27 protein-coding genes are annotated in these 24,189 nt (G+C 61.3%); 19 read left to right on the forward strand and 8 right to left on the reverse strand.

The genetic code is table 11. The features are described from left to right. The first annotated feature begins 36 nt into the window (after positions 1–36). From ACX3YD_RS07160 to ACX3YD_RS07195, 8 genes are all read left to right on the forward strand, one after another. Complete coding sequence (locus ACX3YD_RS07160) at positions 37–1,164, forward strand: protein-glutamate methylesterase/protein-glutamine glutaminase (protein ID WP_090464119.1); 1,128 nt, start codon at positions 37–39, stop codon at positions 1,162–1,164. After that, a complete protein-coding gene (locus tag ACX3YD_RS07165) occupies positions 1,164–1,904 on the forward strand; it encodes a flagellar motor protein (protein WP_090464116.1) in 741 nt (246 codons plus the stop codon). Before ACX3YD_RS07160 ends, ACX3YD_RS07165 begins: the two co-directional genes overlap by 1 nt. 15 nt (positions 1,905–1,919) lie before the next feature. After that, the gene (motD, locus tag ACX3YD_RS07170; RefSeq protein WP_103402494.1) at positions 1,920–2,810 is read left to right on the forward strand and encodes a flagellar motor protein MotD; all 891 of its coding nucleotides are present in this window, start codon (positions 1,920–1,922) and stop codon (positions 2,808–2,810) included. A 43-nt stretch (positions 2,811–2,853) separates the two neighbouring features. After that, on the forward strand, positions 2,854–3,642 hold the full coding sequence (locus ACX3YD_RS07175; RefSeq protein WP_288098737.1) for a ParA family protein: 789 nt from the start codon (positions 2,854–2,856) through the stop codon (positions 3,640–3,642). A gap of 126 nt (positions 3,643–3,768) precedes the next feature. Next, a complete protein-coding gene (locus ACX3YD_RS07180; protein WP_458959560.1) occupies positions 3,769–4,686 on the forward strand; it encodes a CheW domain-containing protein in 918 nt (305 codons plus the stop codon). Positions 4,687–4,727: 41 nt separating this feature from the next. Then, positions 4,728–5,213, forward strand: a complete 486-nt coding sequence (locus tag ACX3YD_RS07185; RefSeq protein WP_007980742.1) for a chemotaxis protein CheW — start codon at positions 4,728–4,730, stop codon at positions 5,211–5,213. Further along, positions 5,214–5,609: a DUF2802 domain-containing protein gene (locus ACX3YD_RS07190; RefSeq protein WP_103402497.1), complete on the forward strand. Its 396-nt coding sequence runs from the start codon at positions 5,214–5,216 to the stop codon at positions 5,607–5,609. Between the two features lie 135 nt (positions 5,610–5,744). Beyond that, complete coding sequence (locus ACX3YD_RS07195) at positions 5,745–6,245, forward strand: hypothetical protein (RefSeq protein WP_458959561.1); 501 nt, start codon at positions 5,745–5,747, stop codon at positions 6,243–6,245. A 148-nt stretch (positions 6,246–6,393) separates the two neighbouring features. On the opposite strand, the gene ACX3YD_RS07200 is transcribed toward ACX3YD_RS07195, so the two are convergent. Further along, the gene (locus ACX3YD_RS07200) at positions 6,394–6,723 is read right to left on the reverse strand and encodes an EscU/YscU/HrcU family type III secretion system export apparatus switch protein (RefSeq protein ID WP_130203770.1); all 330 of its coding nucleotides are present in this window, start codon (positions 6,721–6,723) and stop codon (positions 6,394–6,396) included. Beyond that, positions 6,720–8,294: a flagellar hook-length control protein FliK gene (gene fliK, locus ACX3YD_RS07205; protein ID WP_458959562.1), complete on the reverse strand. Its 1,575-nt coding sequence runs from the start codon at positions 8,292–8,294 to the stop codon at positions 6,720–6,722. The genes ACX3YD_RS07200 and fliK overlap by 4 nt, the downstream gene beginning before the upstream one ends. Before the next feature lie 197 nt (positions 8,295–8,491). Here fliK and ccmA point away from each other — a divergent pair, with 197 nt between their 5' ends. From ccmA to phnN, 11 genes are all read left to right on the forward strand, one after another. Next, entirely contained in the window at positions 8,492–9,127 is a 636-nt protein-coding gene (gene ccmA, locus ACX3YD_RS07210) for a cytochrome c biogenesis heme-transporting ATPase CcmA (RefSeq protein ID WP_103402501.1), read from the forward strand. After that, positions 9,124–9,792: a heme exporter protein CcmB gene (ccmB, locus tag ACX3YD_RS07215; protein WP_007980754.1), complete on the forward strand. Its 669-nt coding sequence runs from the start codon at positions 9,124–9,126 to the stop codon at positions 9,790–9,792. Before ccmA ends, ccmB begins: the two co-directional genes overlap by 4 nt. Positions 9,793–9,871: 79 nt before the next feature. After that, complete coding sequence (locus ACX3YD_RS07220; protein ID WP_103402502.1) at positions 9,872–10,627, forward strand: heme ABC transporter permease; 756 nt, start codon at positions 9,872–9,874, stop codon at positions 10,625–10,627. After that, on the forward strand, positions 10,624–10,800 hold the full coding sequence (gene ccmD / locus ACX3YD_RS07225) for a heme exporter protein CcmD (protein WP_007980758.1): 177 nt from the start codon (positions 10,624–10,626) through the stop codon (positions 10,798–10,800). The genes ACX3YD_RS07220 and ccmD overlap by 4 nt, the downstream gene beginning before the upstream one ends. After that, the gene (gene ccmE, locus ACX3YD_RS07230) at positions 10,797–11,252 is read left to right on the forward strand and encodes a cytochrome c maturation protein CcmE (RefSeq protein WP_047531942.1); all 456 of its coding nucleotides are present in this window, start codon (positions 10,797–10,799) and stop codon (positions 11,250–11,252) included. The genes ccmD and ccmE overlap by 4 nt, the downstream gene beginning before the upstream one ends. 3 nt (positions 11,253–11,255) lie before the next feature. Beyond that, on the forward strand, positions 11,256–13,244 hold the full coding sequence (locus ACX3YD_RS07235; RefSeq protein ID WP_458959563.1) for a heme lyase CcmF/NrfE family subunit: 1,989 nt from the start codon (positions 11,256–11,258) through the stop codon (positions 13,242–13,244). Further along, complete coding sequence (locus ACX3YD_RS07240) at positions 13,241–13,777, forward strand: DsbE family thiol:disulfide interchange protein (protein ID WP_047531938.1); 537 nt, start codon at positions 13,241–13,243, stop codon at positions 13,775–13,777. Before ACX3YD_RS07235 ends, ACX3YD_RS07240 begins: the two co-directional genes overlap by 4 nt. Beyond that, entirely contained in the window at positions 13,774–14,244 is a 471-nt protein-coding gene (locus tag ACX3YD_RS07245; protein ID WP_458959564.1) for a cytochrome c-type biogenesis protein, read from the forward strand. The genes ACX3YD_RS07240 and ACX3YD_RS07245 overlap by 4 nt, the downstream gene beginning before the upstream one ends. Beyond that, complete coding sequence (ccmI, locus tag ACX3YD_RS07250; protein WP_458959565.1) at positions 14,241–15,443, forward strand: c-type cytochrome biogenesis protein CcmI; 1,203 nt, start codon at positions 14,241–14,243, stop codon at positions 15,441–15,443. Before ACX3YD_RS07245 ends, ccmI begins: the two co-directional genes overlap by 4 nt. A gap of 14 nt (positions 15,444–15,457) precedes the next feature. Further along, entirely contained in the window at positions 15,458–15,865 is a 408-nt protein-coding gene (locus ACX3YD_RS07255; RefSeq protein WP_103402505.1) for a hypothetical protein, read from the forward strand. A 257-nt stretch (positions 15,866–16,122) separates the two neighbouring features. After that, a complete protein-coding gene (gene phnN / locus ACX3YD_RS07260) occupies positions 16,123–16,686 on the forward strand; it encodes a phosphonate metabolism protein/1,5-bisphosphokinase (PRPP-forming) PhnN (RefSeq protein ID WP_458960391.1) in 564 nt (187 codons plus the stop codon). An 87-nt stretch (positions 16,687–16,773) separates the two neighbouring features. Here the strand turns inward: phnN and ACX3YD_RS07265 are convergent, their stop codons facing one another. From ACX3YD_RS07265 to ACX3YD_RS07290, 6 genes are all read right to left on the reverse strand, one after another. Continuing rightward, complete coding sequence (locus ACX3YD_RS07265; protein WP_458959566.1) at positions 16,774–17,979, reverse strand: MFS transporter; 1,206 nt, start codon at positions 17,977–17,979, stop codon at positions 16,774–16,776. Between the two features lie 423 nt (positions 17,980–18,402). Continuing rightward, positions 18,403–19,398 carry a sulfate ABC transporter substrate-binding protein gene (locus ACX3YD_RS07270; protein ID WP_130203762.1) on the reverse strand — a complete coding sequence of 332 codons (996 nt, stop codon included), beginning with the start codon at positions 19,396–19,398 and terminating at the stop codon, positions 18,403–18,405. A gap of 103 nt (positions 19,399–19,501) precedes the next feature. Further along, the gene (locus tag ACX3YD_RS07275; protein WP_103402510.1) at positions 19,502–20,329 is read right to left on the reverse strand and encodes an ion transporter; all 828 of its coding nucleotides are present in this window, start codon (positions 20,327–20,329) and stop codon (positions 19,502–19,504) included. Between the two features lie 21 nt (positions 20,330–20,350). Next, positions 20,351–21,265 (reverse strand): urea transporter, encoded by a 915-nt coding sequence (locus ACX3YD_RS07280; protein WP_458959567.1) that lies wholly within the window; start codon positions 21,263–21,265, stop codon positions 20,351–20,353. 162 nt (positions 21,266–21,427) lie between these two features. Then, entirely contained in the window at positions 21,428–22,843 is a 1,416-nt protein-coding gene (gene pyk, locus ACX3YD_RS07285; protein WP_458959568.1) for a pyruvate kinase, read from the reverse strand. After that, the gene (locus ACX3YD_RS07290; RefSeq protein WP_103402513.1) at positions 22,840–24,114 is read right to left on the reverse strand and encodes a glycerate kinase type-2 family protein; all 1,275 of its coding nucleotides are present in this window, start codon (positions 24,112–24,114) and stop codon (positions 22,840–22,842) included. Before ACX3YD_RS07290 ends, pyk begins: the two co-directional genes overlap by 4 nt. Positions 24,115–24,189 lie beyond the last annotated feature (75 nt).

Here is a 24,189-nt window from a genome sequence, read left to right on the forward strand (position 1 = left end):
GGGCAACTGAGCCTCGCTCTGTCTAATGGAGTGTTTATGGCAGTCAAAGTCCTGGTGGTGGATGATTCGGGGTTTTTCCGCCGCCGCGTCTCGGAAATTCTTTCAGCGGATTCGAATATCCAGGTCGTCGGTACGGCGACCAACGGAAAAGAGGCGATCGATCAAGCGCTGGCCCTAAAGCCGGACGTGATCACCATGGACTACGAGATGCCGATGATGGACGGCATCACGGCCGTGCGGCACATCATGCAGCGCTGCCCGACCCCGGTCTTGATGTTTTCCTCGCTGACCCACGAAGGCGCCCGGGTCACCCTGGATGCCCTGGACGCCGGTGCGGTGGATTTCCTGCCGAAGAATTTCGAAGACATTTCGCGCAATCCCGAGAAGGTCAAGCAACTGCTGTGCGAGAAGATTCTTAGCATCTCGCGCAGCAATCGTCGTGTCAGCACCTACAGTGCTCCGGCGCCCGTCGCTGCCCCGGCCCCGACACCCGCGCCATCAAGCGCCAGCAGCTACGGCAGCAACGTGCCTGCGCGTCCGGCACCGGCTCCGATTCCGGCTCGTGCTGCGCACGCGCCTTCGTCGCCGGCGCCAAAACGCAAGGCCTACAAACTGGTCGCCATCGGCACCTCCACCGGCGGTCCGGTTGCGCTGCAACGGGTATTGACCCAGTTGCCGGCCAATTTCCCTGCACCGATCGTGCTGATCCAGCACATGCCCGCAGCCTTCACCAAGGCATTCGCCGAGCGTCTGGACAAGCTCTGCCGCATCAGCGTCAAGGAAGCCGAGGACGGCGATATCTTGCGTCCGGGCCTGGCGCTGCTGGCGCCGGGTGGCAAGCAAATGATGATCGATGGTCGTGGCGCGGTGAAAATCCTGCCGGGCGACGAGCGACTGAACTACAAGCCTTGCGTGGATATCACCTTCGGTTCCGCCGCCAAGTCCTACGGTGACAAAGTTCTGGCGGTCGTATTGACCGGCATGGGCGCCGACGGTCGTGAAGGCGCGCGCCTGCTCAAGCAGGGCGGCAGTTCGATCTGGGCCCAGGATGAAGCCAGTTGCGTGATCTATGGCATGCCGATGGCCATCGTCAAAGCCGAACTCGCCGACGCGGTGTATAGCCTCGACGACATTGGCCGGCACTTGGTCGAGGCGTGTGTCTGATGGACGTTCTCAGCCTGATCGGGATCATTCTGGCGTTCGTTGCCATCATTGGTGGCAACTTCCTCGAAGGCGGTCACCTCGGTGCATTGGCCAACGGCCCGGCGGCGTTGATCGTACTCGGCGGGACCTTCGGCGCGGCGTTGCTGCAATCCCCGATGAGCGCCTTCAAGCGCGCCATACAGATTCTGGCGTGGATTCTATTTCCGCCGCGCATCGATCTGGCCGGTGGCGTCGACCGTGTCGTCAACTGGAGCCTGACCGCGCGCAAGGAAGGCTTGCTCGGGCTGGAAGGCATGGCCGACACCGAACCCGACAACTACTCGCGCAAAGGCCTGCAACTGCTGGTCGATGGTGCCGAACCCGAGGCGATCCGCAGCATTCTGGAAGTCGATTTCTATACCCAGGAAAGCCGTGACATCGAAGCCGCCAAGGTCTTCGAAAGCATGGGCGGTTACGCCCCCACCATCGGCATCATCGGTGCGGTGATGGGCCTGATTCATGTCATGGGCAATCTGGGTGATCCGTCGCAACTGGGCAGCGGAATCGCCGTGGCCTTCGTCGCCACCATCTATGGCGTGGCCAGTGCCAACCTGGTGCTGTTGCCGATTGCCGCGAAACTCAAATCCATCGCGCTGCGCCAATCGCGTTATCGCGAAATGCTGCTGGAAGGCATCCTGTCGATCGCCGAAGGTGAAAACCCTCGCTCCATTGAGTTGAAGCTTCAGGGCTTCATGGATTGATGGGGGTAATGAACTATGGCACGTCGTCGCCAGCATGAAGAGCATGTAAACCATGAACGTTGGCTGGTTTCCTACGCCGACTTCATCACCTTGCTCTTTGCTTTCTTCGTGGTGATGTACTCGATCTCTTCGATCAACGAAGGCAAGTACAAGGTTATTTCCCAAGCGCTGATCGGTGTCTTCACCGACGCCGATCGCTCCTTGAAACCCATTCCGATCGGCGAGGAACGGCCCAAGACCGTGACCCCGGCCAAGCCACTGGTCCAGGACAGCGATCAGGTCGATGCCGGTGTCGCTGGCACCAGCGATCCACTCAAAAGCATCGCCGACGACATCAGTGCGGCGTTCGGCGACTTGATCAGCTCCAATCAAATGACTGTGCGCGGCAACGAGTTGTGGGTCGAGATCGAACTCAATTCCAGCCTGTTGTTTGGCAGCGGCGACGCCATGCCCAGTGACATCGCGTTCAACATCATCGACAAGGTCGCGGCGATTCTGAAGCCGTTCGACAACCCGATTCATGTCGAGGGTTTCACCGACGATCAACCGATTCGCACATCGCAGTACCCGACCAACTGGGAACTGTCTTCGGCCCGTTCGGCCAGTATCGTGCGCATGCTCGCGATGCAGGGGGTCAACCCGAGTCGTCTGGCGTCGGTGGGGTATGGCGAATTTCAGCCAGTGGCTAATAACGCCACGGCGGAAGGCCGGGCGCGCAATCGTCGGGTGGTGCTGGTGGTGTCGCGCAATCTCGATGTGCGACGCAGCCTGACCGGCACGGGGACCGCTCATGCACAACCGGATGCGGCGTTGAAGCGTGCTGGCACACAAACTGCACCGACCCCGGTCAAGTCGCCGGGACGAGAGGGTGCCGTCAATTCTCCGTCACCCGCATTAACACGTTGAGCTATTTCTCGGTCGATCCAATCGACCGGGAGGAACAATCCGAATGAGAGTCTGGGCAGTCGCCAATCAAAAGGGTGGTGTCGGTAAAACCACTTCCTCTATCGCTTTAGCCGGATTGCTGGCTGAGGCGGGCAAGCGCGTGGTCGTGGTCGATCTCGACCCACACGGCTCCATGACCAGCTATTTCGGTTACGACCCCGACACCCTGGAACACAGCAACTACGACCTGTTCCTGCACAAGGGCAGCGTGCCTGAGGGCTTGCCCGGCCAGTTGTTGCTGTCCACCAGCGACGAACGCATTTCCCTGCTGCCATCGAGTACGGCGCTGGCGACCCTTGAGCGTCAGTCACCGGGCCAGAGTGGCCTGGGCCTGGTGATTGCCAAGAGCCTGGCGCAATTGTGGCAAGACTTCGACTACGCGGTGATCGACAGCCCGCCGTTGCTGGGCGTGCTGATGGTCAATGCCTTGGCGGCGAGCCAGCAGCTGGTGATCCCGGTGCAGACCGAACACCTGGCGGTCAAAGGCCTGGAGCGTATGGTCAACACCCTGGCGATGATCAACCGGTCACGCAAACAGGCATTGCCGTTCACCATCGTGCCGACTTTGTTCGATCGTCGAACGCAAGCGTCTATGGGCACGCTGCGTGTCCTGCGTGACAAATTCCCTGATGACATCTGGCAAGGCTACATTCCGGTGGACACGCGATTGCGCGATGCCAGCCGGGCAGGGCTGACGCCTTCGCAATTCGACGGGAAAAGCCGGGGCGTTCTTGCCTACCGTGCGTTGCTCAAGCATTTGCTGGCGGCGCAACTTGTTCCGCAGGTGGCGTGAGATGAATCCAGTCCCTGTAGGAGCGAGCTTGCTCGCGATGGATGACAACGATAACGCGGGCTTCCTGGAGATGCGCGGCGCTCATACCTTCATCGCCAGCAAGCTCGCTCCGGAAAGGGGGCAGCCATGAACCGGCCGGTGAAGACCACCTCGCGTCCGCAACTGGCGCTCCAGTCTTATCTGGACAGCTTGCTGATGGAGGCGACCGAAGAACTGCCGGTTGAAGTTCAAGCGCTTGCTGAAATCGTCGAAGTTGTCGAAGCGATTGAAGTCGAAGCTGCATTGGATGAGTTCCAGGCCGCTGTGCTCGAAGAACAGGCCCGTGATGCACAGAAAGCCGCCGTCGCTGCCGCCCCGGAACTAACACCTTCAGTACCGAAGCCGGCAGTCGCCGTGCTCGAAGCACCGGCCCCCGTTCTGGCGCCGGTATCGACCATCGCGCCGTTGCTGCAGGCACTGGTTCCGCCGCCCGTTGAAATGCACCAAGCCTTGGTGCCGCCGGTCGTCGAAGTGCATCTGCCGCCGGTCACACCGCCACCGGAGGAAACCGATGGCCGTCCGTCCTGGGCCGCCGAACCGTTCGAATGCCTGCTATTCGATGTCGCTGGGTTGACCCTGGCGGTGCCGCTGGTGTGCCTGGGGTCGATCTACCCGCTGGCGGGGCACGAACTGACGCCGTTGTTCGGCCAGCCGGAGTGGTTCCTTGGCATCCTGCCGAGCCAGGCGGGCAATCTGAAGGTGTTGGACACTGCGCGTTGGGTCATGCCCGACCGTTATCGCGATGACTTCCGCCAGGGCCTGCAATACGTCATTTCGGTCCAGGGCTACGAGTGGGGGTTGGCGGTGCATCAAGTCAGTCACTCGTTGCGCCTGGACCCGAACGAAATCAAATGGCGCAGCCATCGTGGCCAACGGCCATGGCTGGCGGGCACCGTGATTGAACACATGTGTGCATTGCTCGACGTTTCCGCGCTGGCCGAGTTGATCGCCAGCGGTGGGGCCAAGCACATGGGCGGCAGCAAGCCGGCTCACAAACCTACATAACAGAACAATACCGCTAGGGCGGTTTCTTGAGGGGTCAGGGTATGAATGATAAGGCGACGGCGGCAAAGGGTTCCGAAGATCCGATCCTGCAATGGGTAACCTTCAAACTGGACAACGAAACCTACGGCATCAACGTGATGCGCGTTCAGGAAGTCCTGCGCTACACCGAAATCGCTCCGGTTCCGGGTGCACCGAGCTACGTGCTGGGCATCATCAACCTGCGCGGTAACGTGGTCACCGTGATCGACACCCGTCAGCGCTTCGGCCTGATGAACGCCGAAATCAGCGACAACACCCGTATCGTGATCATCGAAGCCGACAAGCAAGTGGTCGGGATCATGGTCGACAGCGTGGCCGAAGTGGTTTACCTGCGTCAGTCGGAAATCGAAACCGCGCCGAACGTGGGTAACGAAGAATCCGCCAAGTTCATTCAAGGCGTGTGCAACAAGAACAACGAACTGCTGATCCTGGTCGAACTCGACAAGATGATGAGCGAAGAAGAATGGTCGGAACTGGAGAGTATCTGATTGATTCTTGAGGTGGCGGTCATTGTCCTGTTCCTGTTTTGGGCAGGCACGCTGGCAATGTTTCTGGCGTACATTCGCGGTCAGCGGTTGATTGCTGCGCAACAGGCCCAGAGTGATGCGCTGCGTGATCAGCGCATCAAGGAGCTGGCCAAGCGCGTCGACAATTACCAGAACGGTAGCGTGCGCATGGGTGAAGACCTGCACGAACTGCGCGCGATCGTCGCGCCTTTGCCGGACAAACTGGCCCAGCTGGAACAGCGCGACCCTTCCAGCCTGTCGTTCGCCCAGGCGGCGCGACTGGTCGGCATGGGCGCAAGCGTCGACGAACTGACCCAGTCCTGCGGCTTGACCCAGGCCGAGGCAGAGTTGATGAGCAAGTTGCACAAGAGCAGTTAAAAGCCAGTAGGAGCGAGCCTGCTCGCGATGGGCGTTAACGATGACGGGTGCTTTCTGAGTCAGCGCGTCGCGCTTGAGTCCATCGCCGTTATTCAACGACGCTTGGTTGAGTGAATTTCAATGCCAGGGAGGCATATGTACGACATTTTGCGTGGTACACCGCTGTGGGTTTATGCGGTCTTTTTTATCCTGACTTACTGCGGTGTGCGCGGCTGTTTCAAGAGTCATGAATCGAAAAGGTCGCTGCAGTTCACTCCGGCGGTATTTGTCGCCATTTCCCTGGTTTCGTTGAATTTCACCCAAGGCGCTGCAATCCCGCTCTTGGTATATGCGTTGGGAATGCTGGCAGGCTGGGTTCTGGCACTGCGCTTTTATTCGTATCAAGGCGTAGTACGCGATGGAGAACGTCTAGTGCTGAATGGCACCGCCAAGGTGCTACTTGTGTATTGGGGGTTCTTTGCCTGGCGTTATTACTGCGGATATCAAGAGGCCATGTACCCGGAACTCGCTGATGGCGTGTCGGCGGTCGCAACGTCCGCACTGGCGTCAGGCATCATCAACGGTCTGATCGTTGGTCGCAGCCTCAGGCTTTTGCGTTTTTTCAAGGCCGATACCGGTGCGAGGGTGCCGTTGTAGGAGCGAGCCTGCTCGCGATGGGCGTTAACGATGACGCGGGCTCTCTGAATCAACGCGGCGAGCTTGAGTCCATCGCGAGCAGGCTCGCTCCTACAGTGGTTTAGGTCGTGCCCGCTGCCTCTGTGGTCGTGACTTGCTCGCGATGGCGTCAGTAATCATCCCCGCGTTCAGTGACATCCTTCTCGACCATGGGCGCGTCCGGAATGTGTCCGGCCGGGAACTTGCCCTTCAGATTCCACGCAAACGCAATGATCTCGGCAATCGTCAGATAGAGCTCCTGCGGAATGCTGTCCCCCAATTCCATGCGCGCCAACAATTTCACCAGCTCGGCGTTTTCGTAGATTGGCACTTCATGATCGCGAGCGATCCGTAGGATTTCTTCCGCGAGTTCTTCATCGCCCTTGGCCGTGAGGGAAGGGGCGTGGGTGCCGTCGTATTTGAGGGCGATGGCCTGGCGTGGGGCGTTGGGGTTTTTCATGCGTTTTCGTCGACCCAGCGTTGTTCGAGGCGGGTTTGGGGGCCTTGGGGCGGTGTGCCGAGGTGGCAATCGAGATCACCGACGTTCAGTCCGGATGCCAGCAAACGTTCGCGCAATGCCGACAGGTTGCTTTCGATCAGGCTGGCGGTGTAGGGCCGCTCGGCCCACAGTTGGCTCGACAGGCTGCCTTTGATCAGCTGTGCCTGAACCAGCAGCGGCCCCAAGGGTTCCATGTCGAATGCAAGGTCGACGCGCCACAGTTGCTGTTTGGGCTCGCGTTCCTCGCGGCGTTCCTGTTGCGATTCTTTTTCGGGGGCTTCTTCTCGTTGGAACTTGACCTGCAACGGCACGATGTCCTGCAGGTTGCGCATCGGGATTTCCAGTTGCCAGGTGCTCACCAGGCGCCCGTCGGCGGTCACGCCGGTCTGTTCCAGACTCGACAATTGATGGCTCTGCAGGCGTGAAACCGCAGCGGCGGCCAGGCGCAGCAGATGTTCGAGGTCATCTTCCCCCTCGGCATTTTGCAGCAGGCGTTCGGGTAACGGGAAACTGGTCGGCGGCGGTTTGGCGCTGACCTGGCCGAGCATGCCCAGGGCGTTGCGCACGAAATTCGGCATGGCCTGGACCAGCGTATTCGCCGCGATGATCGCGCTGAGGTTGGTGTTGGCTTGAGGCCCTGGCGTCAATTGCGCGATCAGCTTCAGCAGGTCGGCCTTCAGGTCAGGCGCCAGTGTCGGGTTCTGCCCGGCCAGCAGCTTGGTCTCGAGAAACGTACCGCTGTTGAGTAACGCCTGGGCCAGGCCTTTGGCCGTACTCAGTTGCTGAACATCGGGCAGGCCGGCAAGCAGCCGGGAAGCGGCGGAGCGCAACTCGACGGAGGTCTGGTCGGAATCCGGCAGGTCTTGCAGGAGTTTGAGCAAACCGTCCAGCGAGCCTTGGCGACTTTGCTGGTCGAGCAGTTGATGAGTCACCGCCAGTTGTTCCTGACGAGTGCTCAAGGGCACGAATTTCAGTGTCTGAGTGTCTTGCACCTGTGCGCTCAGCAGGGTGCCGATGCCCAATGGCTGCGGGCTTTCGATGCTCAGGGTAGTGCCACTCAGGACGGTATTGAGCAGGCTCACCATCGAGCGAAACACCGCTGGTTGGCCAGGCACCTGCGGCAACGCCTGGGAGGTCAGCACTTTGCCTTGCAGCAGCGTGCCGACCGGCAGTTGCGCCGTGTCGATACGGGTGAGGGTGGCGACGCTGGAGGCAATGGCTTGTTGCACGGTGACCGCCAGGTTGCTCGCCGACGGCTGAGTAACCACCATGCGGGTGCCTTGGGCCACCGGTTGGTTGCTGGTGGCCTGGACGGTGGTCTGACGGCCGCTGTCGAGGGTGACCTTGAGCAGCAATTGAAAAGTCTGATCCGCCTGCTTGAGCGACAGCACTTCGGCCGTGGCGGTCTGACCGGCGGTGATCAGGCCCTCCATCGGCGTCAGCAGCTTGATCAGCTCGCCGCTGACCGTCAGCGGACGTGCGGTCGCCGGTAGGGTCTGCGGTAGAGGTGGAGTGTTCATTTCGACTGTCATACGCGGTCACAACCTTGGGAAAATGCGCTCTTTAGAGTAGGAAATGGCATGTATAATGCGGCCCCGTTGTCTACAGGGCGGCCGAAACAATGAAATATTTGACCCAGCTCTCTGGTTCGGGCTGCCAATACCTTTATTCTGCCTCTCTTTAACGGCCGTGCCAGAGCCGACTTGAACCGTATAAGGCCCTTGAACCCTTGATCAGTCCTGTCCTGCAAACCGTTGCCCTTGCCTGTGAGCGAGACCTTCGGCTGCTCTTCGAAAATCTCGATTTGAGACTGGCCAGTGGCGAAATGGTACAGATCAGTGGCCCTAATGGCAGTGGTAAGACCAGCCTGCTACGCCTGCTTTCAGGCCTGATGCAGCCGACCGACGGTCAAGTTCTGCTCAATGGTCAGCCGCTCAACGAACAGCGCACGGAGCTGGCGCGTAACCTGCTGTGGATCGGCCATGCCGCCGGGATCAAGGACCTGCTGACCCCGGAAGAGAATTTGAGCTGGCTCTGCGCTCTGCATCAGCCGGCCTCCCACGACGCCATCTGGCAGGCCCTGGCAACCGTCGGATTGCGCGGTTTCGAAGATGTTCCCTGTCACACCCTGTCCGCTGGCCAGCAACGCCGTGTGGCGCTGGCCCGGTTGCACCTGGACTGTCCACCGCTGTGGATCCTCGATGAGCCGTTCACCGCCCTCGACAAGCAGGGCGTGGCCCAACTCGAAGAGCACCTGGCTGCGCATTGCGAGCGCGGCGGCGTGGTCGTATTGACCACACACCACACCCTGAGCCGGATGCCGGCCGGTTATCGCGACATTGATCTGGGGAAATGGGCCGTATGAGTGTTTTCGGCCTGTTGGTCGCCCGTGAGGCCCGTCTGCTGTTCCGCCGTCCGGCGGAGTTGGCCAATCCGCTGGTATTCTTCGCCATCGTCGTTTCGTTGTTCCCCTTGGCGGTGGGTCCCGAGTCTCAATTGTTGCAAACCTTGTCTCCGGGACTGGTCTGGGTCGCAGCCCTTTTATCGGTTTTGCTCTCGCTGGACGGGCTTTTCCGCAGTGATTTCGAAGATGGCTCACTGGAGCAGTGGGTCCTTTCGCCGCACCCCCTGGCTCTTCTGGTTTTGGCCAAGGTGCTGGCACACTGGGCGTTTTCCGGCCTGGCACTGGTTTTGCTCGCACCCTTGCTGGCGTTGATGCTCGGTTTGCCTGCCGCCTGTCTGCCGGTGTTGCTGCTTTCTTTATTGCTGGGTACACCGGTGCTGAGCCTGCTCGGTGCGGTGGGCGCGGCCCTGACGGTGGGTTTGAAGCGCGGCGGCCTGTTGCTGGCGTTGCTGATACTGCCGTTGTACATCCCGGTGTTGATTCTTGGCAGTGGCGCCTTGCAGGCGGCCTTGCAAGGCATGCCGGCGACCGGTTATCTCCTGTGGCTTGGTAGCCTGACCGCCCTGGCGATAACCCTGACACCTTTTGCAATAGCTGCTGGCCTGAAGATCAGCGTCGGCGAATAATGAGGTCTGGTTAAAAAATAACCAGTAAAGACCCTTTGGCTGACTCGTGATAACGAGCGGCAACCGTGATGGAAACAGTATGAACTGGACGTGGTTTCACAAGCTCGGCTCGCCCAAGTGGTTCTACGGCATCAGCGGCAAAATGCTGCCATGGCTGAGTGTCGCGGCGTTGCTGCTGATCGGTGTTGGCGTGGTCTGGGGCCTGGCCTTCGCACCGCCCGACTACCAGCAGGGCAACAGTTTTCGCATCATCTATATCCACGTTCCAGCCGCCATGCTGGCGCAGTCCATCTATGTGATGCTGGCCGTGTGCGGCATCGTCGGGCTGGTCTGGAAGATGAAACTGGCCGACGTCGCCCTGCAATGCGCGGCGCCCGTCGGCGCCTGGATGACCGCCGTGGCACTGGTCACCGGCGCGATCTGGGGCAAACCGACCTGGGGCTCGTGGTGGGTCTGGGATGCCCGACTAACGTCCATGCTGATTCTGCTTTTCCTGTACTTCGGTCTCATTGCGCTGGGCAACGCCATCAGCAATCGTGACAGCGCGGCCAAGGCGTGCGCGGTGCTGGCCATTGTCGGCGTGATCAACATCCCGATCATCAAGTACTCGGTGGAGTGGTGGAACACCCTGCACCAGGGCGCGACCTTCACCCTCACCGAAAAACCGGCCATGCCCGCCGAAATGTGGCTGCCATTGTTGCTGACGGCGCTGGGTTTCTATTGTTTCTTCGGTGCGGTGTTGCTGTTGCGCATGCGCCTCGAAGTGCTCAAGCGCGAGGCGCGGGCCACTTGGGTGAAGGCCGAAGTGGAAAACAGCCTGGAGGTCGTTCGATGAGTTTTGCTTCATTCGGCGACTTCATCGCCATGGGCCATCATGGCCTGTATGTCTGGTCAGCCTATGGCATCTGCCTGGCGGTTCTGGCCCTCAACGTGGCGGCGCCGATCCTGGCCCGCAAGCGCTATCTGCAACAAGAGGCGCGTCGTCTGCGCCGGGAGAACGGCAAGTGAATCCCCTGCGTAAAAAGCGTCTCATCATCATTCTCGGGATCCTGGTCGGTGTCGGCGCTGCCGTCGGCCTGGCCCTGAGCGCCCTGCAGCAGAACATCAATCTGTTTTACACCCCGACCCAGATCGCCAACGGCGAAGCCCCCCATGACACGCGCATCCGCGCCGGCGGCATGGTCGAGAAGGGGTCGCTGCAACGTTCCAGCGACTCCCTGGACGTGAAGTTCATCGTCACCGATTTCAACAAGTCCGTCACCATCACCTATCGCGGCATCCTCCCGGACCTGTTCCGCGAAGGGCAGGGCATCGTCGCCCTGGGCAAACTCAACGCCGACGGCGTGGTGGTGGCCGATGAAGTGCTGGCCAAGCACGATGAGAAATACATGCCACCGGAAGTGACCAAGGCCCTCAAGGACAGTGGTCAAACCGCTCCAACACCTGCGAAGGAGGGTTGACCCATGACGTCCGCAATCTTCATCCCGGAACTGGGCCACCTGGCCATGATCCTGGCACTGTGCCTGGCGCTGGTTCAGGCCGTGGTGCCGCTGCTCGGCGCCTGGCGCGGCGACCGCTTGTGGATGAGCCTGGCCCAGCCTGCCGCCTGGGGGCAGTTCGCCTTTCTGGTATTTGCCTTCGGTTGCCTGACCTACGCCTTCATGACGGACGACTTCTCCGTCGCCTACGTGGCCAGCAACTCCAACAGCGCGTTGCCCTGGTACTACAAATTCAGCGCCGTGTGGGGCGCGCACGAAGGTTCGTTGCTGCTCTGGGCGCTGATCCTCGGCGGCTGGACCTTCGCGGTGTCGGTGTTCTCCCGGCAGTTGCCGCAAGTGATGCTGGCGCGGGTGCTGGCGGTCATGGGCATGATCAGCACCGGTTTCCTGCTGTTCCTGATCCTCACGTCCAACCCGTTCTCGCGGATCCTGCCGCAGATTCCGGCGGACGGTCGTGACCTCAATCCATTGTTGCAAGACATCGGCCTGATCGTGCACCCGCCGATGCTGTACATGGGCTATGTCGGCTTTTCCGTGGCCTTCGCCTTCGCCATTGCCGCATTGCTGGGCGGTCGTCTCGATGCTGCGTGGGCTCGTTGGTCGCGCCCCTGGACCATCGTGGCCTGGGCGTTCCTGGGTATCGGCATCACCCTGGGCTCGTGGTGGGCCTACTACGAACTGGGTTGGGGTGGCTGGTGGTTCTGGGACCCGGTGGAAAACGCTTCCTTCATGCCGTGGCTGGTGGGCACTGCGCTGATTCACTCCTTGGCGGTCACGGAAAAGCGTGGCGTGTTCAAGAGCTGGACCGTGTTGCTGGCCATCGCCGCTTTCTCGCTGAGCCTGCTGGGGACCTTCCTGGTGCGTTCCGGAGTGCTGACCTCGGTGCACGCCTTTGCGTCCGATCCCGAGCGCGGCGTGTTCATCCTGATTTTCCTGTTGTTTGTGGTCGGTGGCTCGCTGACGCTGTTCGCCCTGCGCGCACCGGTGGTCAAGAGCCAGGTTGGCTTCAACCTCTGGTTGCGGGAAACCCTGCTGTTGGGCAACAACCTGGTGCTGGTGGTCGCGGCTTCGATGATCCTGTTGGGCACCTTGTATCCCTTGGTTCTGGATGCGATGACCGGCGCCAAGCTGTCGGTCGGCCCACCGTATTTCAACGCACTGTTCATTCCGTTGATGGCGTTGCTGATGCTGGTGATGGCGGTCGGCGTGATCGTGCGCTGGAAAGACACCCCGGTGAAATGGCTGGCAGGCATGCTGACCCCGGTGTTGCTCGGCAGCACCGCGCTGGCTGTGGTGGCCGGTGTCGCGTATGGCGATTTCAACTGGGCGGTGCTGGCGACCTTCCTGCTCGCCGCCTGGGTATTGCTGGCCGGTGTGCGTGACATCTTCGACAAGACTCGCCACAAAGGCCTGATCAAAGGCCTGCCGACCCTGACCCGCAGTTACTGGGGCATGCAGGTGGCGCACCTGGGCATCGCGGTCTGCGCCCTCGGCGTGGTGCTGTCGAGTCAGAACAGTGCCGAGCGCGACCTGCGCCTGGCACCCGGCGAGTCGATGGACCTGGCCGGTTATCACTTCATCTTCGAAGGCGCCAAGCACTTCGAAGGCCCGAACTTCACGTCTGACAAGGGCACCATCCGGGTCATCCGCGACGGTCGCGAAGTCAGCGTGCTGCACCCGGAAAAACGCCTTTACACCGTGCAGAACTCGGTCATGACCGAAGCCGGGATCGACGCCGGCTTCACCCGCGACCTCTATGTCGCACTGGGTGAGCCGCTGGGCGATGGCGCCTGGGCCGTGCGCGTGCACGTCAAACCGTTCGTGCGCTGGATCTGGTTCGGCGGCTTGCTCACCGGCCTGGGTGGTGTGCTGGCGGCGCTGGATCGACGGTATCGGGTCAAGGTGAAAAGCCGAGTGCGTGAAGCACTGGGCCTGTCGGGAGCCACTGCATGAGACGCTGGTTGATGCTGTTGCCACTGGTGATTTTTCTGGTGGTCGCTGTTTTCCTGTATCGCGGTCTGTACCTGGACCCGGCCGAGTTGCCCTCGGCCATGATCGACAAACCATTCCCGGAGTTTTCCCTGCCCGCGGTGCAGGGCGACAAGACCCTGACCCGCGCCGACATTCTGGGTAAACCGGCGCTGGTCAACGTGTGGGGCACCTGGTGCATTTCCTGCCGGGTCGAGCACCCGGTGCTCAACAAACTCGCCGAGAAGGGCGTGGTGATCTACGGCATCAACTACAAGGACGTCAATGCCGACGCCCTGAAGTGGCTGAGCGAGTACCACAACCCTTACCAGCTCGACATCCGCGATGACGAAGGCACCCTGGGCTTGAACCTCGGCGTCTACGGCGCGCCGGAAACCTTCTTCATCGACGCCAAGGGCATCATCCGCGACAAGTTCGTCGGCGTGATCGACGAGCAGGTCTGGCGCGAAAAACTGGCGGCCAAATATCAGGCGCTGGTCGACGAGGCCAAGCCATGAAGCGCTGGATCGCTGCCGTCATTTTGGGTTTGAGCCTGGTCGGTGTGGCGCAGGCGGCCATCGACACCTATGAGTTCGCCAAGGAAGGCGATCGCGAGCGTTTTCGCGAGCTGACCAAGGAGTTGCGTTGCCCCAAATGTCAGAATCAGGACATCGCCGACTCTAACGCCCCCATCGCCGCCGACCTGCGCAAAGAGATTTTCCGCATGCTCGGCGAGGGCAAGGACAACCAGCAGATCATCGATTTCATGGTTGATCGCTACGGTGACTTCGTCCGCTACAAACCCGCTCTCAACGCCAAGACTGCACTGCTCTGGTTCGGCCCGGCCGGCCTGCTGCTGGGCGGTGTCGTGATCATCGCGGTGATCGTCCGCCGTCGTCGCGTGCAACGCGCCGCCACCCCGGGCTCGCTTTCTGCCGAGGAGCGCGAGCGCCTCGACCACCTGTTGGATAAAAACCAAGAATGATTGATTTCTGGCTCGCTGCAGGTCTGCTGCTTCTGGTGGCCCTGAGTTTTCTGCTGATCCCCGTTCTGCGCAGTCGTCGCGCCCAGCTCGAAGAGGATCGTACCGCCCTGAACGTGGCGCTGTATCAAGAGCGCGTGGCTGAGTTGCAGACTCAGCAGGAAGAGGGCGTGCTCGATGCGGCGCAAATGGACGCCGGTCGCGCCGAAGCGGCCCGTGAATTGCTCGCCGACACCGAAGGCGTCGCCGCGCCACGGGTGTCGCGCCTGGGCAAGCCGGCACCGTTGCTGGCAGCCGTGCTGGTGCCGGTGCTGGGTCTGGGTTTGTACCTGCATTTCGGTGCCAGCGACAAAGTCGAGCTGACCCGGGAATTCTCCCAGCCACCGCAGTCGATGGAAGAGATGACCCGGCGTCTGGAGCGTGCGGTCGCGGCGCAGCCCGATTCCGCTGAAGCCTTGTATTTCCTCGGTCGTACTTACATGACCCAGGATCGTCCAGCCGATGCCGCGAAGATTTTCGAGCGCACGGTGAACCTGGCCGGTCGTCAGCCGGAACTGCTCGGGCAATGGGCTCAAGCCCAGTATTTCGCCGATGGCAAGCAGTGGTCGGAGAAAATTCAGGCACTGACTGACGAAGCGCTCAAAGCTGATCCGAAAGAAGTCACCAGCCTCGGGCTGCTGGGTATCGCGGCTTTCGAAGGTCAGCGTTATCAGCAAGCCATCGATTACTGGAATCGCCTGTTGGAGCAATTGCCGCCGGACGACCAATCCCGCGTGGCGCTGCAGGGCGGCATTACCCGCGCCACCGAGAAACTGGTGGCCAGCGGCGGCAAGGTGGCCGAGGCGCCCGTAGCCAAACCGGCTGCGCGGCTCAAGGTTCATGTGGACCTGGCGGCCGAGCTGAAGGGCAAGGTCCAGCCGGGCGACAGCGTCTTCATCTTTGCTCGCGCCACTTCAGGCCCACCTGCGCCGTTGGCGGCCAAGCGCCTGACCGTGGCCGACTTGCCGGTAACCGTCGAACTCAGCGATGCCGATGCAATGATGCCGCAGTTGAAACTGTCGAACTTCCCTGAAGTCCAACTGGTTGCGCGCATCTCCCGTGCCGGTCAACCGACGGCAGGTGAGTGGGTCGGTCGCAGCCAGCCTTTGGCCAGCAGCACCACCGCGCCGCAGACACTGACCATCGACAGCCCGGACAAATAACAGGAAACGCCACCATGACCGTCACCGCTCGTATCACCTTGCTCAGCGTTATTTTGGGGCTGAGCGCTTGTGCGGTCCAACGGCCACCCGAACATCAGGCCCCGCCACCGATCCCGTCGTCGCAGCCGGGCACCAAGCCGGCGCCTTCGACCGCGCCGGGTAAATCGACCACCCCGGCCAAACCCGCGAAACCGCTGCCACGTACCTCGGCCAGCTTCGCGCCACCGCCGGGTGGCAACAGTCATTGGGACCCGAAACTGGGTGTCTATGTGCTCGATGATCAACCGAACACGTTCTATCGCCAGCGCACCTACTACCGCTGGGATAACGGCTGGAGCCGCTCGATCAGCCCGAAAGGGCCGTGGGAAGAGACGGATATCCACGGTGTGCCGGGCGGTTTGGGGCGGCAATTCGGGCAGTGACGCAAAGGCGACCTCAGGGGTCGCCTTTTTTGTGCGCCCTGCTGGCGACGACAGAGCGTCAGACGACTTCAACGCCGGATGGACGGAGCCCCGAACCCCGTGCGCGGCGGATTGCACTGGAGTAATGTGGCGGCCTTCGACGTGGCGGCCGGGGTTGAACCGCCGTGGCGAGCATGCACGGGTTTCGCGTGCAGCCCTTTGTCCGGACGGGCTGCCGTGGGTACAACGAATCAGGCGACATGCAAGAAGGTATTTTGATGGCGGGCAGGTTGATCTATCTCATCGGACCTTCCGGCTCAGGCAAGGACAGCCTGCTGGAGGCCGCACGAGCACGGCTTGCCGAACGTGGCTGCCGAATCGTGCAGCGGGTCATCACTCGCTCGGCGGAATCGGTGGGGGAATCGGCGCTGGGTGTCAGCATGCAACAGTTCGCCGAAATGGAGGCCAAGGGCGCCTTTGCCCTGAGCTGGCGCGCTAATGGTCTGGCCTATGGCATTGCGCGCGACATCGACGACTGGCTGGCGGCAGGGGAGGACGTACTGGTCAATGGCTCTCGCGGGCACCTGCAGAACACTCGCGAGCGTTACCCCGACCTGATCGTGCTCTTGCTGACCGTGGATCTGGCCGTGTTGCGCCAGCGCCTGCTGGCGCGCGGGCGTGAATCGGTGGTCGAGATCGATCGCCGACTGGCCCGCAATGCCCGTTTCAATGAGCGCTTGCTGGCCGATAGCGAGCCCGCCGTGCATCTGCTCGACAACTCCGGCCCGCTGGATTACACGGTTGAACGCCTGCTGGTCTGCATCGACAAATCAGGCGCGTGAGCCCGTTGACCTTGGCGCAGGTCGGGTCAATTCAGAGCGCCTTTGTCAGCAAGCCCTGACGGTGCCATTGGCCAACTCCGTGGCCATTCAGGCCATGGCCAGGGAGGGTTGATTTGGCACCGTCAAAAACCGCAGCAACGCCAGCAGCGGAAACGCACTGCCCACCACCACGATCCACAACCAGCCACCTTGTTCGTACACCAGGCTCGCCACCGACGAACCGAACGCACCGCCGATGAAGATGCTGGTCATGTACAGCGCATTGAGTCGGCTGCGGCTTTTGGCGTCGAGAGCGTAGACCGCGCGTTGGCCGAGGACCATGTTCATCTGCACGCAAAAATCGAGTACTACACCGGTCACCGCCAGACCGATCACGCTGTAGGCCGGATGGATGAAGGCCGGCAGGAAGCTCAGGCTGGCAAACAACAGGGCCAGCAAGGACGCGACGCGGGTGTGGCCGGCATCGGCCAGGCGACCGGCGATGGGCGCGGCGATGGCGCCGATGGCACCGACCAGCGCAAAGATCGCAATCTGGCTTTGCGACAGGCCATGGTTACGCGCCAGCTCCAGTGGCACCGCGGTCCAGAACAGGCTGAACGTGGCGAACATGCATCCCTGGTAAAACGCGCGCTGACGCAACACCGGTTGTTTACGTAACAGCGTCCACAGCGAGCCCAGCAACTGGCCGTAAGAAGCATTGTGGTCAGGCTGACGCTTGGGGATGGTCAATGCGAGCACAACGCTGATGGCGACCATCAACAGCGCCGCGATGACAAACATCGCCCGCCAGCCGAAATGGTCCGCCACCACGCTGGACACCGGCCGCGCCAGCAGAATCCCCAGCAGCAAACCGCCCATGATCCCGCCGACCACACGACCGCGAGACTCTTCCGGCGCCAAATGCGCGGCCAGTGGAATCAGGATCTGCACCGACACCGAACTGAAGCCCACCAGCAGCGAAATCAGCAAAAACACGTTCGGCTGATCGGTGAACGCCGCGCTCAGCAGGCTGGCAATCGCCACCACCGTAGTGATGATCATCAGCCGACGGTTCTCCAGCAAATCACCCAGTGGTACCAAAAAGAACAGGCCCAGCGCATAACCGATCTGGGTCAACGAAACGATCAGGCTGGCCATGGTGTTGGTCAGGCCGATGTCCGGGGCGATCAGGCCGATGATGGGTTGCGCGTAGTAAATGTTGGCCACGATGGCGCCACAACAGAAAGCGAACAGCAGCACCATGCCTCGGGTCATTGTCGCGGTGCCGTGGGGCACTTGAGTTGCCTGGTTCATAACGTGTCTCGCTGAACAAAAGGGGATGCGCGCAGGCTAATGGCCTGATGGGTACGGCGGAAGAGTGATTGGAGTGATAGCACTCATTTCATTGCGGAATGAGTGACGGGATCCTGTGCCGTCGGCCCGTGAACCCTGCGTCGAAATCTTGAGGGCTGATGATACATTCACTTACATCTTGTTCGATAGCATGCTTATGTTCGCCGCTTAACTTCCTGACTTTAGCGAAAGTCAGATCCATGATTTTCTGCGGCAATTTGAGCTGAAATGGCAAGCCCAACAGGAGCGAGTTTTTTCGCGAAAATCCGGATGACCAGTGGCGCACTTGGGTTTTTCGCGAGCAGGCTCGCTCCTACAGGGGGTTGGCGGTGTATAACGAAAAAGGCGACCTGCTGAGGTCGCCTTTTTCATTACTGCCAGGGTTTACTGCGCGTAAATCTGATCGAAGACCCCGCCATCATTGAAGTGGGTTTTCTGCACGGTGCGCCAGTCGCCGAAGGTCTTCTCCACCGACAGGAAGTCGACTTTCGGGAAGCGGTCGGTGTACTTGGCCAGCACGGCCGGGTCACGCGGGCGCAGGTAGTTGGCGGCGGCGATTTCCTGTCCTTCCGGCGACCACAGGTACTTCAGGTACTCCTCGGCGGCGGCGCGGGTGCCTTTCTTGTCGACGGTTTTGTCGACCACCGACACCGGCGGCTCGGCTTCGGCGGAGACGCTCGGGTAGATGACTTCAAACTGGTCGCGGCCGAACTCGCGGGCGATCATTTCCGCTTCGTTTTCGAAGGTCACCAGCACATCGCCGATCTGGTTGGTCATGAAGGTGGTGGTCGCGGCACGACCACCGGTATCGAGCACGGGTGCCTGTTTGAACAGTTTGCCGACGAAGGCTTTGGCCTTGTTCTCGTCGCCGCCGTTCTTCAGCACGTAGCCCCACGCCGACAGGTAGGTGTAGCGACCGTTACCCGAGGTTTTCGGATTAGGGACGATGACTTGCACGCCATCCTTGAGCAGGTCCGGCCAATCCTTGAGGGCTTTCGGGTTGCCCTTGCGGACGATGAACACGGTGGCCGAGGTAAACGGCGCGCTGTTATTCGGCAGGCGCGTCACCCAGTTGTCCGGGACCAGTTTGCCGTTGTCCGCCAGGGCGTTGATGTCGGTGGCCATGTTCATGGTGATGACGTCAGCCGGCAGGCCGTCGATGACCGAGCGCGCCTGCTTGCTGGAGCCGCCGAAGGACATCTGCAGGGTGATGTTTTCGTTGTGCTCGGCTTGCCAGTGTTTCTGGAACGCAGTGTTGTAGTCCTTGTAGAAATCGCGCATCACGTCGTAGGAAACGTTGAGCAGGGTCGGTGCGGCCTGAGCCACACTGGTCAGTGCCAGGCCAGCGGCCAGAAGTGAGGCGCCAAAGAGTTTTTTCACTGCGCAATCCTTGTTCTGAAAGTTTGTTTTTAAAAAGTGAGGCCATTTGCCAGCGACTATAGCCGGGCGCGCATAGACCTTTAAAGATTAAAAAGTGCTTTGCTTATTCCAGTTTTTTGAACAATGCATTGCCGCAACGAGAGCAGAACGCGGCGTCGGGTTCGTGGCTGTTTTTCCGACACACCGGGCAAGGGTGCTGCAGGGTGTCGCCACGCATGGCATTGGCCAGTTCGGCAGTAAAAATACCGGTCGGCACGGCGATGATCGAGTAACCGGTGATCATCACCAGCGAGGAAACCACCTGTCCCAGCGGCGTCTTCGGCACGATATCGCCGAAGCCAACGGTGGTCAGGGTCACGATAGCCCAATAGATGCCTTTGGGAATGCTGGTGAAGCCATGTTCCGGGCCTTCGATCACGTACATCAAGGTACCGAAGACCGTCACCAGCGTGCAGACGCTGACCAGGAACACCACGATTTTCTGCTTGCTGCCGCGCAGGGCGGACATCAGGTAGTTGGCTTGTTTCAGGTAAGGGCTGAGCTTGAGTACGCGGAAAATCCGCAGCATCCGGATGATCCGGATAATCAGCAGGTACTGCGCATCGCTGTAATACAGCGCGAGGATGCCGGGTACGATGGCCAGCAAATCCACCAGCCCATAAAAGCTGAAGGCGTAGCGCAGCGGCTTGGGTGAGCAGTACAGGCGCAGGCCATATTCGATGGCGAAGATGACCGTGAAACCCCATTCGATATACGCCAGTAGATCGGCGTAGTTCTGGTGCACCGCATCGATGCTGTCGAGCATCACGACCACCAGGCTGGCGAGGATGATCAACAGCAAAATGCCGTCGAAACGCCGACCGGCCTTGGTGTCGGTCTGGAAAACCATGACGTAGAGTTGTTCACGCCAATTTTTAGTGCTGCTGTCCATGGATAACGCCTGACTCGAGAATCAGCGCAGCCTAGGTCGATTCTCCCCGGGAACGCAAGGCACCGAGGCATCCATGGTGTTGCCGAACACTTGAGCCACCGAACGGACCAGCCAGCCGGCGAGGATGAACGGCGCGGTCAGCGTGGGCAGACCGATCGCGGCGAACACCGGCGTCAGCAGCAGTGCCAATACAATGCCGGCCAGTGGCAGCCACGGCTGCTGGCGCTGGGCACTGAAGGCGAGGGCGACGAGCACGGCGTTATAGCCACCGAGGCCGAGCAGTGCGGTATAGAAGTCATGGTGCAGCAGGCTCCAGCCCATGCCCGCGACAGATGCCAACAACGCCCAGCAGAAGGCGCGACGGTCAGCCATCAGCAAGCCGGCGGCGATGATCGCACCGGCCAGCGGCTGACCGAGGAACATCACCTGACCGAAGCCTTTGAGTGGTGCAGCGAGCATGTTCAGCGTGTTTATTTCGATCAAATGCGCCTGGGTCGAGGGCGTAGCAAAGCACAGCAACACCCAGCTCAAGACCACGAAGGGTGCGGTGTAGGCGGGCAGGCATTGGCTGAACCGGGCACGCTTGAGCCACTGTTGAGTGAGCATCGCGCTCAGCCCGCCGCAGGCGATGATCACCAGCGGCAGCATGGCCGACCAGGGGAAATAGAGGCTCAGCATCAACCCGAGCAAAACGCCGTTGTAACTGAACAGCCCGGCCTGGCGATCGGCCTTGGCGTAGCCACGACGTTGCGCGGTGAGTAACCCGGCGACGCCGCCGAGCAGCGCGCCGCCGAGCAGGGCGGGTGCGGTAAACAGAATGGCGAGCAGGCACAGCAGACCGAACAGCGGATGACGCTGAAGGAATATCTGACTGAGGCCGTTGAGCAAGGCTGTCGCCCAATCGGGGCAATGGGTGTTGAAGTGGTTGGCAGGCATGGCAGTTCTGAAAGTCAAAGGGAGCGAGTCGGTCGAGCGCGACCCCGGCCGATCGCCAGCAGGCTGGCTCCCACACTGAATCTCTGTTCAGTATTGATTTCGTGATCGACACAAAACCCATGTGTGAGCCAGCCTGCTGGCGATGAGGCCGGTCTGGGCGCTCTAGATCAACGTCTCGATGCGCAAAGAGTTAGTCGATCCCGGCTGCCCAAACGGCACACCCGCCGTGATCAACAACGTGTCGCCACGCTGGGCCATGCCCTGGGCCTGGGCGATCTCCAACGCCGTCGAGCAGACTTCATCGACCTGGCGCAGCCGATCGTTGACCACCGAGTGCACGCCCCATGCCACGCTCAGGCGACGGGCGGTTTGCAGGTTCGGCGTCAGGTTGAGGATCGGCACCGTCGGCCGCTCCCGTGCCGCTCGCAGGGTCGACGCGCCGGACTCGCTGTAATTGACCAGCACCGCCACCGGCAGCACATTGCTGATTCGACGGATCGCGCAGCTGATCGCATCGGAAACGGTCGCTTCGGCTTTCGGTCGGCTGACGTCCAGCTGGGTCTGGTAGTCCGGCCCGTTTTCCACCTGGCGGATGATCTTGCTCATCATCTGCACGGCTTCCAGCGGGTATTCGCCAGAGGCGGTTTCCGCCGACAGCATCACCGCGTCCGCACCTTCGGCCACGGCGTTGGCCACGTCTGTGACTTCGGCGCGGGTCGGGGCCGGCGAGAAACGCATCGACTCGAGCATCTGCGTTGCTACCACCACCGGTTTACCGAGCTGGCGACACGTGCTGATGATGTTTTTCTGGATCTGCGGCACGCTTTCGGCCGGCACCTCCACGCCGAGGTCGCCGCGGGCAACCATGATCGCGTCGCTTAACTCGGCGATTTCCCGCAGTTGGGTGACCGCCGACGGTTTCTCGATCTTGGCCATCAAGAACGCTCTGTCGCCGATCAGCGCGCGGGCTTCACGGATGTCTTCCGGCCGTTGCACGAACGACAGTGCCACCCAGTCCACACCGAGTTCGAGACCGAAGCTCAAGTCGCGGCGATCCTTGGCGGTCAACGGGCTGAGATCGAGTACCGCTTGCGGCACGTTCACCCCTTTGCGATCCGACAGTTCGCCGCCATTGAGCACGGTGGTGTCGATGGCGTCGGCGTATTTGGTGACCACGCGCAGGCGCAGCTTGCCGTCGTCCAGCAGCAGGTCCATGCCCGGCTCCAGCGCGGCGATGATCTCCGGATGCGGCAGGTTGACCCGGCGCTCATCGCCCGGCGTGGTGTCGAGGTCCAGGCGCAGGGCCTGACCGCGTACCAGTTGCACCTTGCCCTGGGCGAACTTGCCGACCCGCAGTTTCGGGCCTTGCAGGTCCATCAGGATGCCCAGCGGATAATTCAGCTGGCGCTCGACTTCACGGATCCACTGATAGCGCTGGGCGTGGTCGGCGTGATCGCCGTGGCTGAAGTTCAGGCGGAAGATATTGACCCCGGCCTGCACCAGCTCGCGGATGTCGTCGATTCCGTCGGTGGCAGGGCCGAGGGTGGCGAGGATTTTGACCTTTTTGTCAGGCGTCATGGTTTTGGGCTCTCGAGAATCAGAATGGCGCGGAAGTCGTTGACGTTGGTGCGGGTCGGCTCGGTGACGATCAGTGCGTCCAGCGCCTCGAAGTAGCCGTAACCATTGTTGTTGTCCAACTCGTCGCTGGCGCTCAAGCCCAGGGCAGCGGCACGCTCGTAACTGTCCGGGGTCATGATCGCGCCGGCGTTGTCTTCGGAACCGTCGATGCCATCGGTGTCACCGGCCAGGGCGTAGACACCGGGCAGGCCCTTGAGGCTGTCGGTCAGGCTGAGCAGGAATTCGGCGTTGCGTCCGCCCCGGCCATTGCCGCGCACGGTCACGGTGGTTTCGCCACCCGAGAGAATCACGCACGGCGCCGGCAATGGCTGCCCGTGCAGGACCACTTGGCGGGCGATGCCGGCGTGGACTTTGGCCACTTCGCGGGATTCGCCTTCCAGGTCGCCCAGAATCAACGGGCTGAAGCCGGCCTGTCGGCATTTCACGGCCGCTGCCTCCAGCGATTGTTGTGGGCGGGCGATCAACTGGAAATGACTGCGGGCCAGGCTGGGATCGCCGGGCTTGACCGTCTCCGATTCCGGGCTTTGCAGCCAGGTGCGCACGGACGCCGGCACTTCAATGGCGTAGCGCTTGAGAATCGCCAGGGCCTCGGCCGAAGTACTCGGGTCGGCCACGGTGGGGCCGGAAGCGATGACCGTGGCGAGGTCGCCCGGTACATCGGAAATCGCGTAGGTATAGACCGTGGCGGGCCAACAGGCCTTGCCCAGGCGACCGCCCTTGATCGCCGAAAGGTGCTTGCGCACGCAGTTCATCTCGCCGATGGTCGCGCCGGATTTGAGCAGGGCTTTGTTGATCGACTGCTTGTCGGCCAGGGTGATGCCGGCGGCGGGCAGCGCGAGCAACGCCGACCCCCCGCCCGAGAGCAGGAAAATCACGCGGTCGGCTTCGGTCAGGTTGCTGACCAGTTCGAATACCCGTTTGGCTACGGCCTGACCGGCTGCATCCGGTACCGGGTGCGCGGCTTCGACCACTTCGATTTTTTCACAGGGCGCGCCATGGCCGTAACGCGTCACGACCAGGCCGGACACTTCACCCTGCCAGCAGCGTTCGACCACCTGGGCCATGGCCGCCGCGGCTTTGCCAGCGCCGATGACGATCACCCGACCGCTGCGATCTTTGGGCAAATGGGCTTCGAGGACTTGCTGCGGATGGGCGGCGTCGATGGCTGTGGCGAACAGCTCGCGCAGGAATTGTTGCGGATCGACCGACATGGCGGGCTCCCGGAATTCTTGTTATTGGAGTAGGGCGAAAGCAGGTGTTTCGACTCGGTCCCTGTGGGAGCTGGC

Source organism: Pseudomonas fluorescens group sp. PF-1 (genome assembly GCF_054481335.1).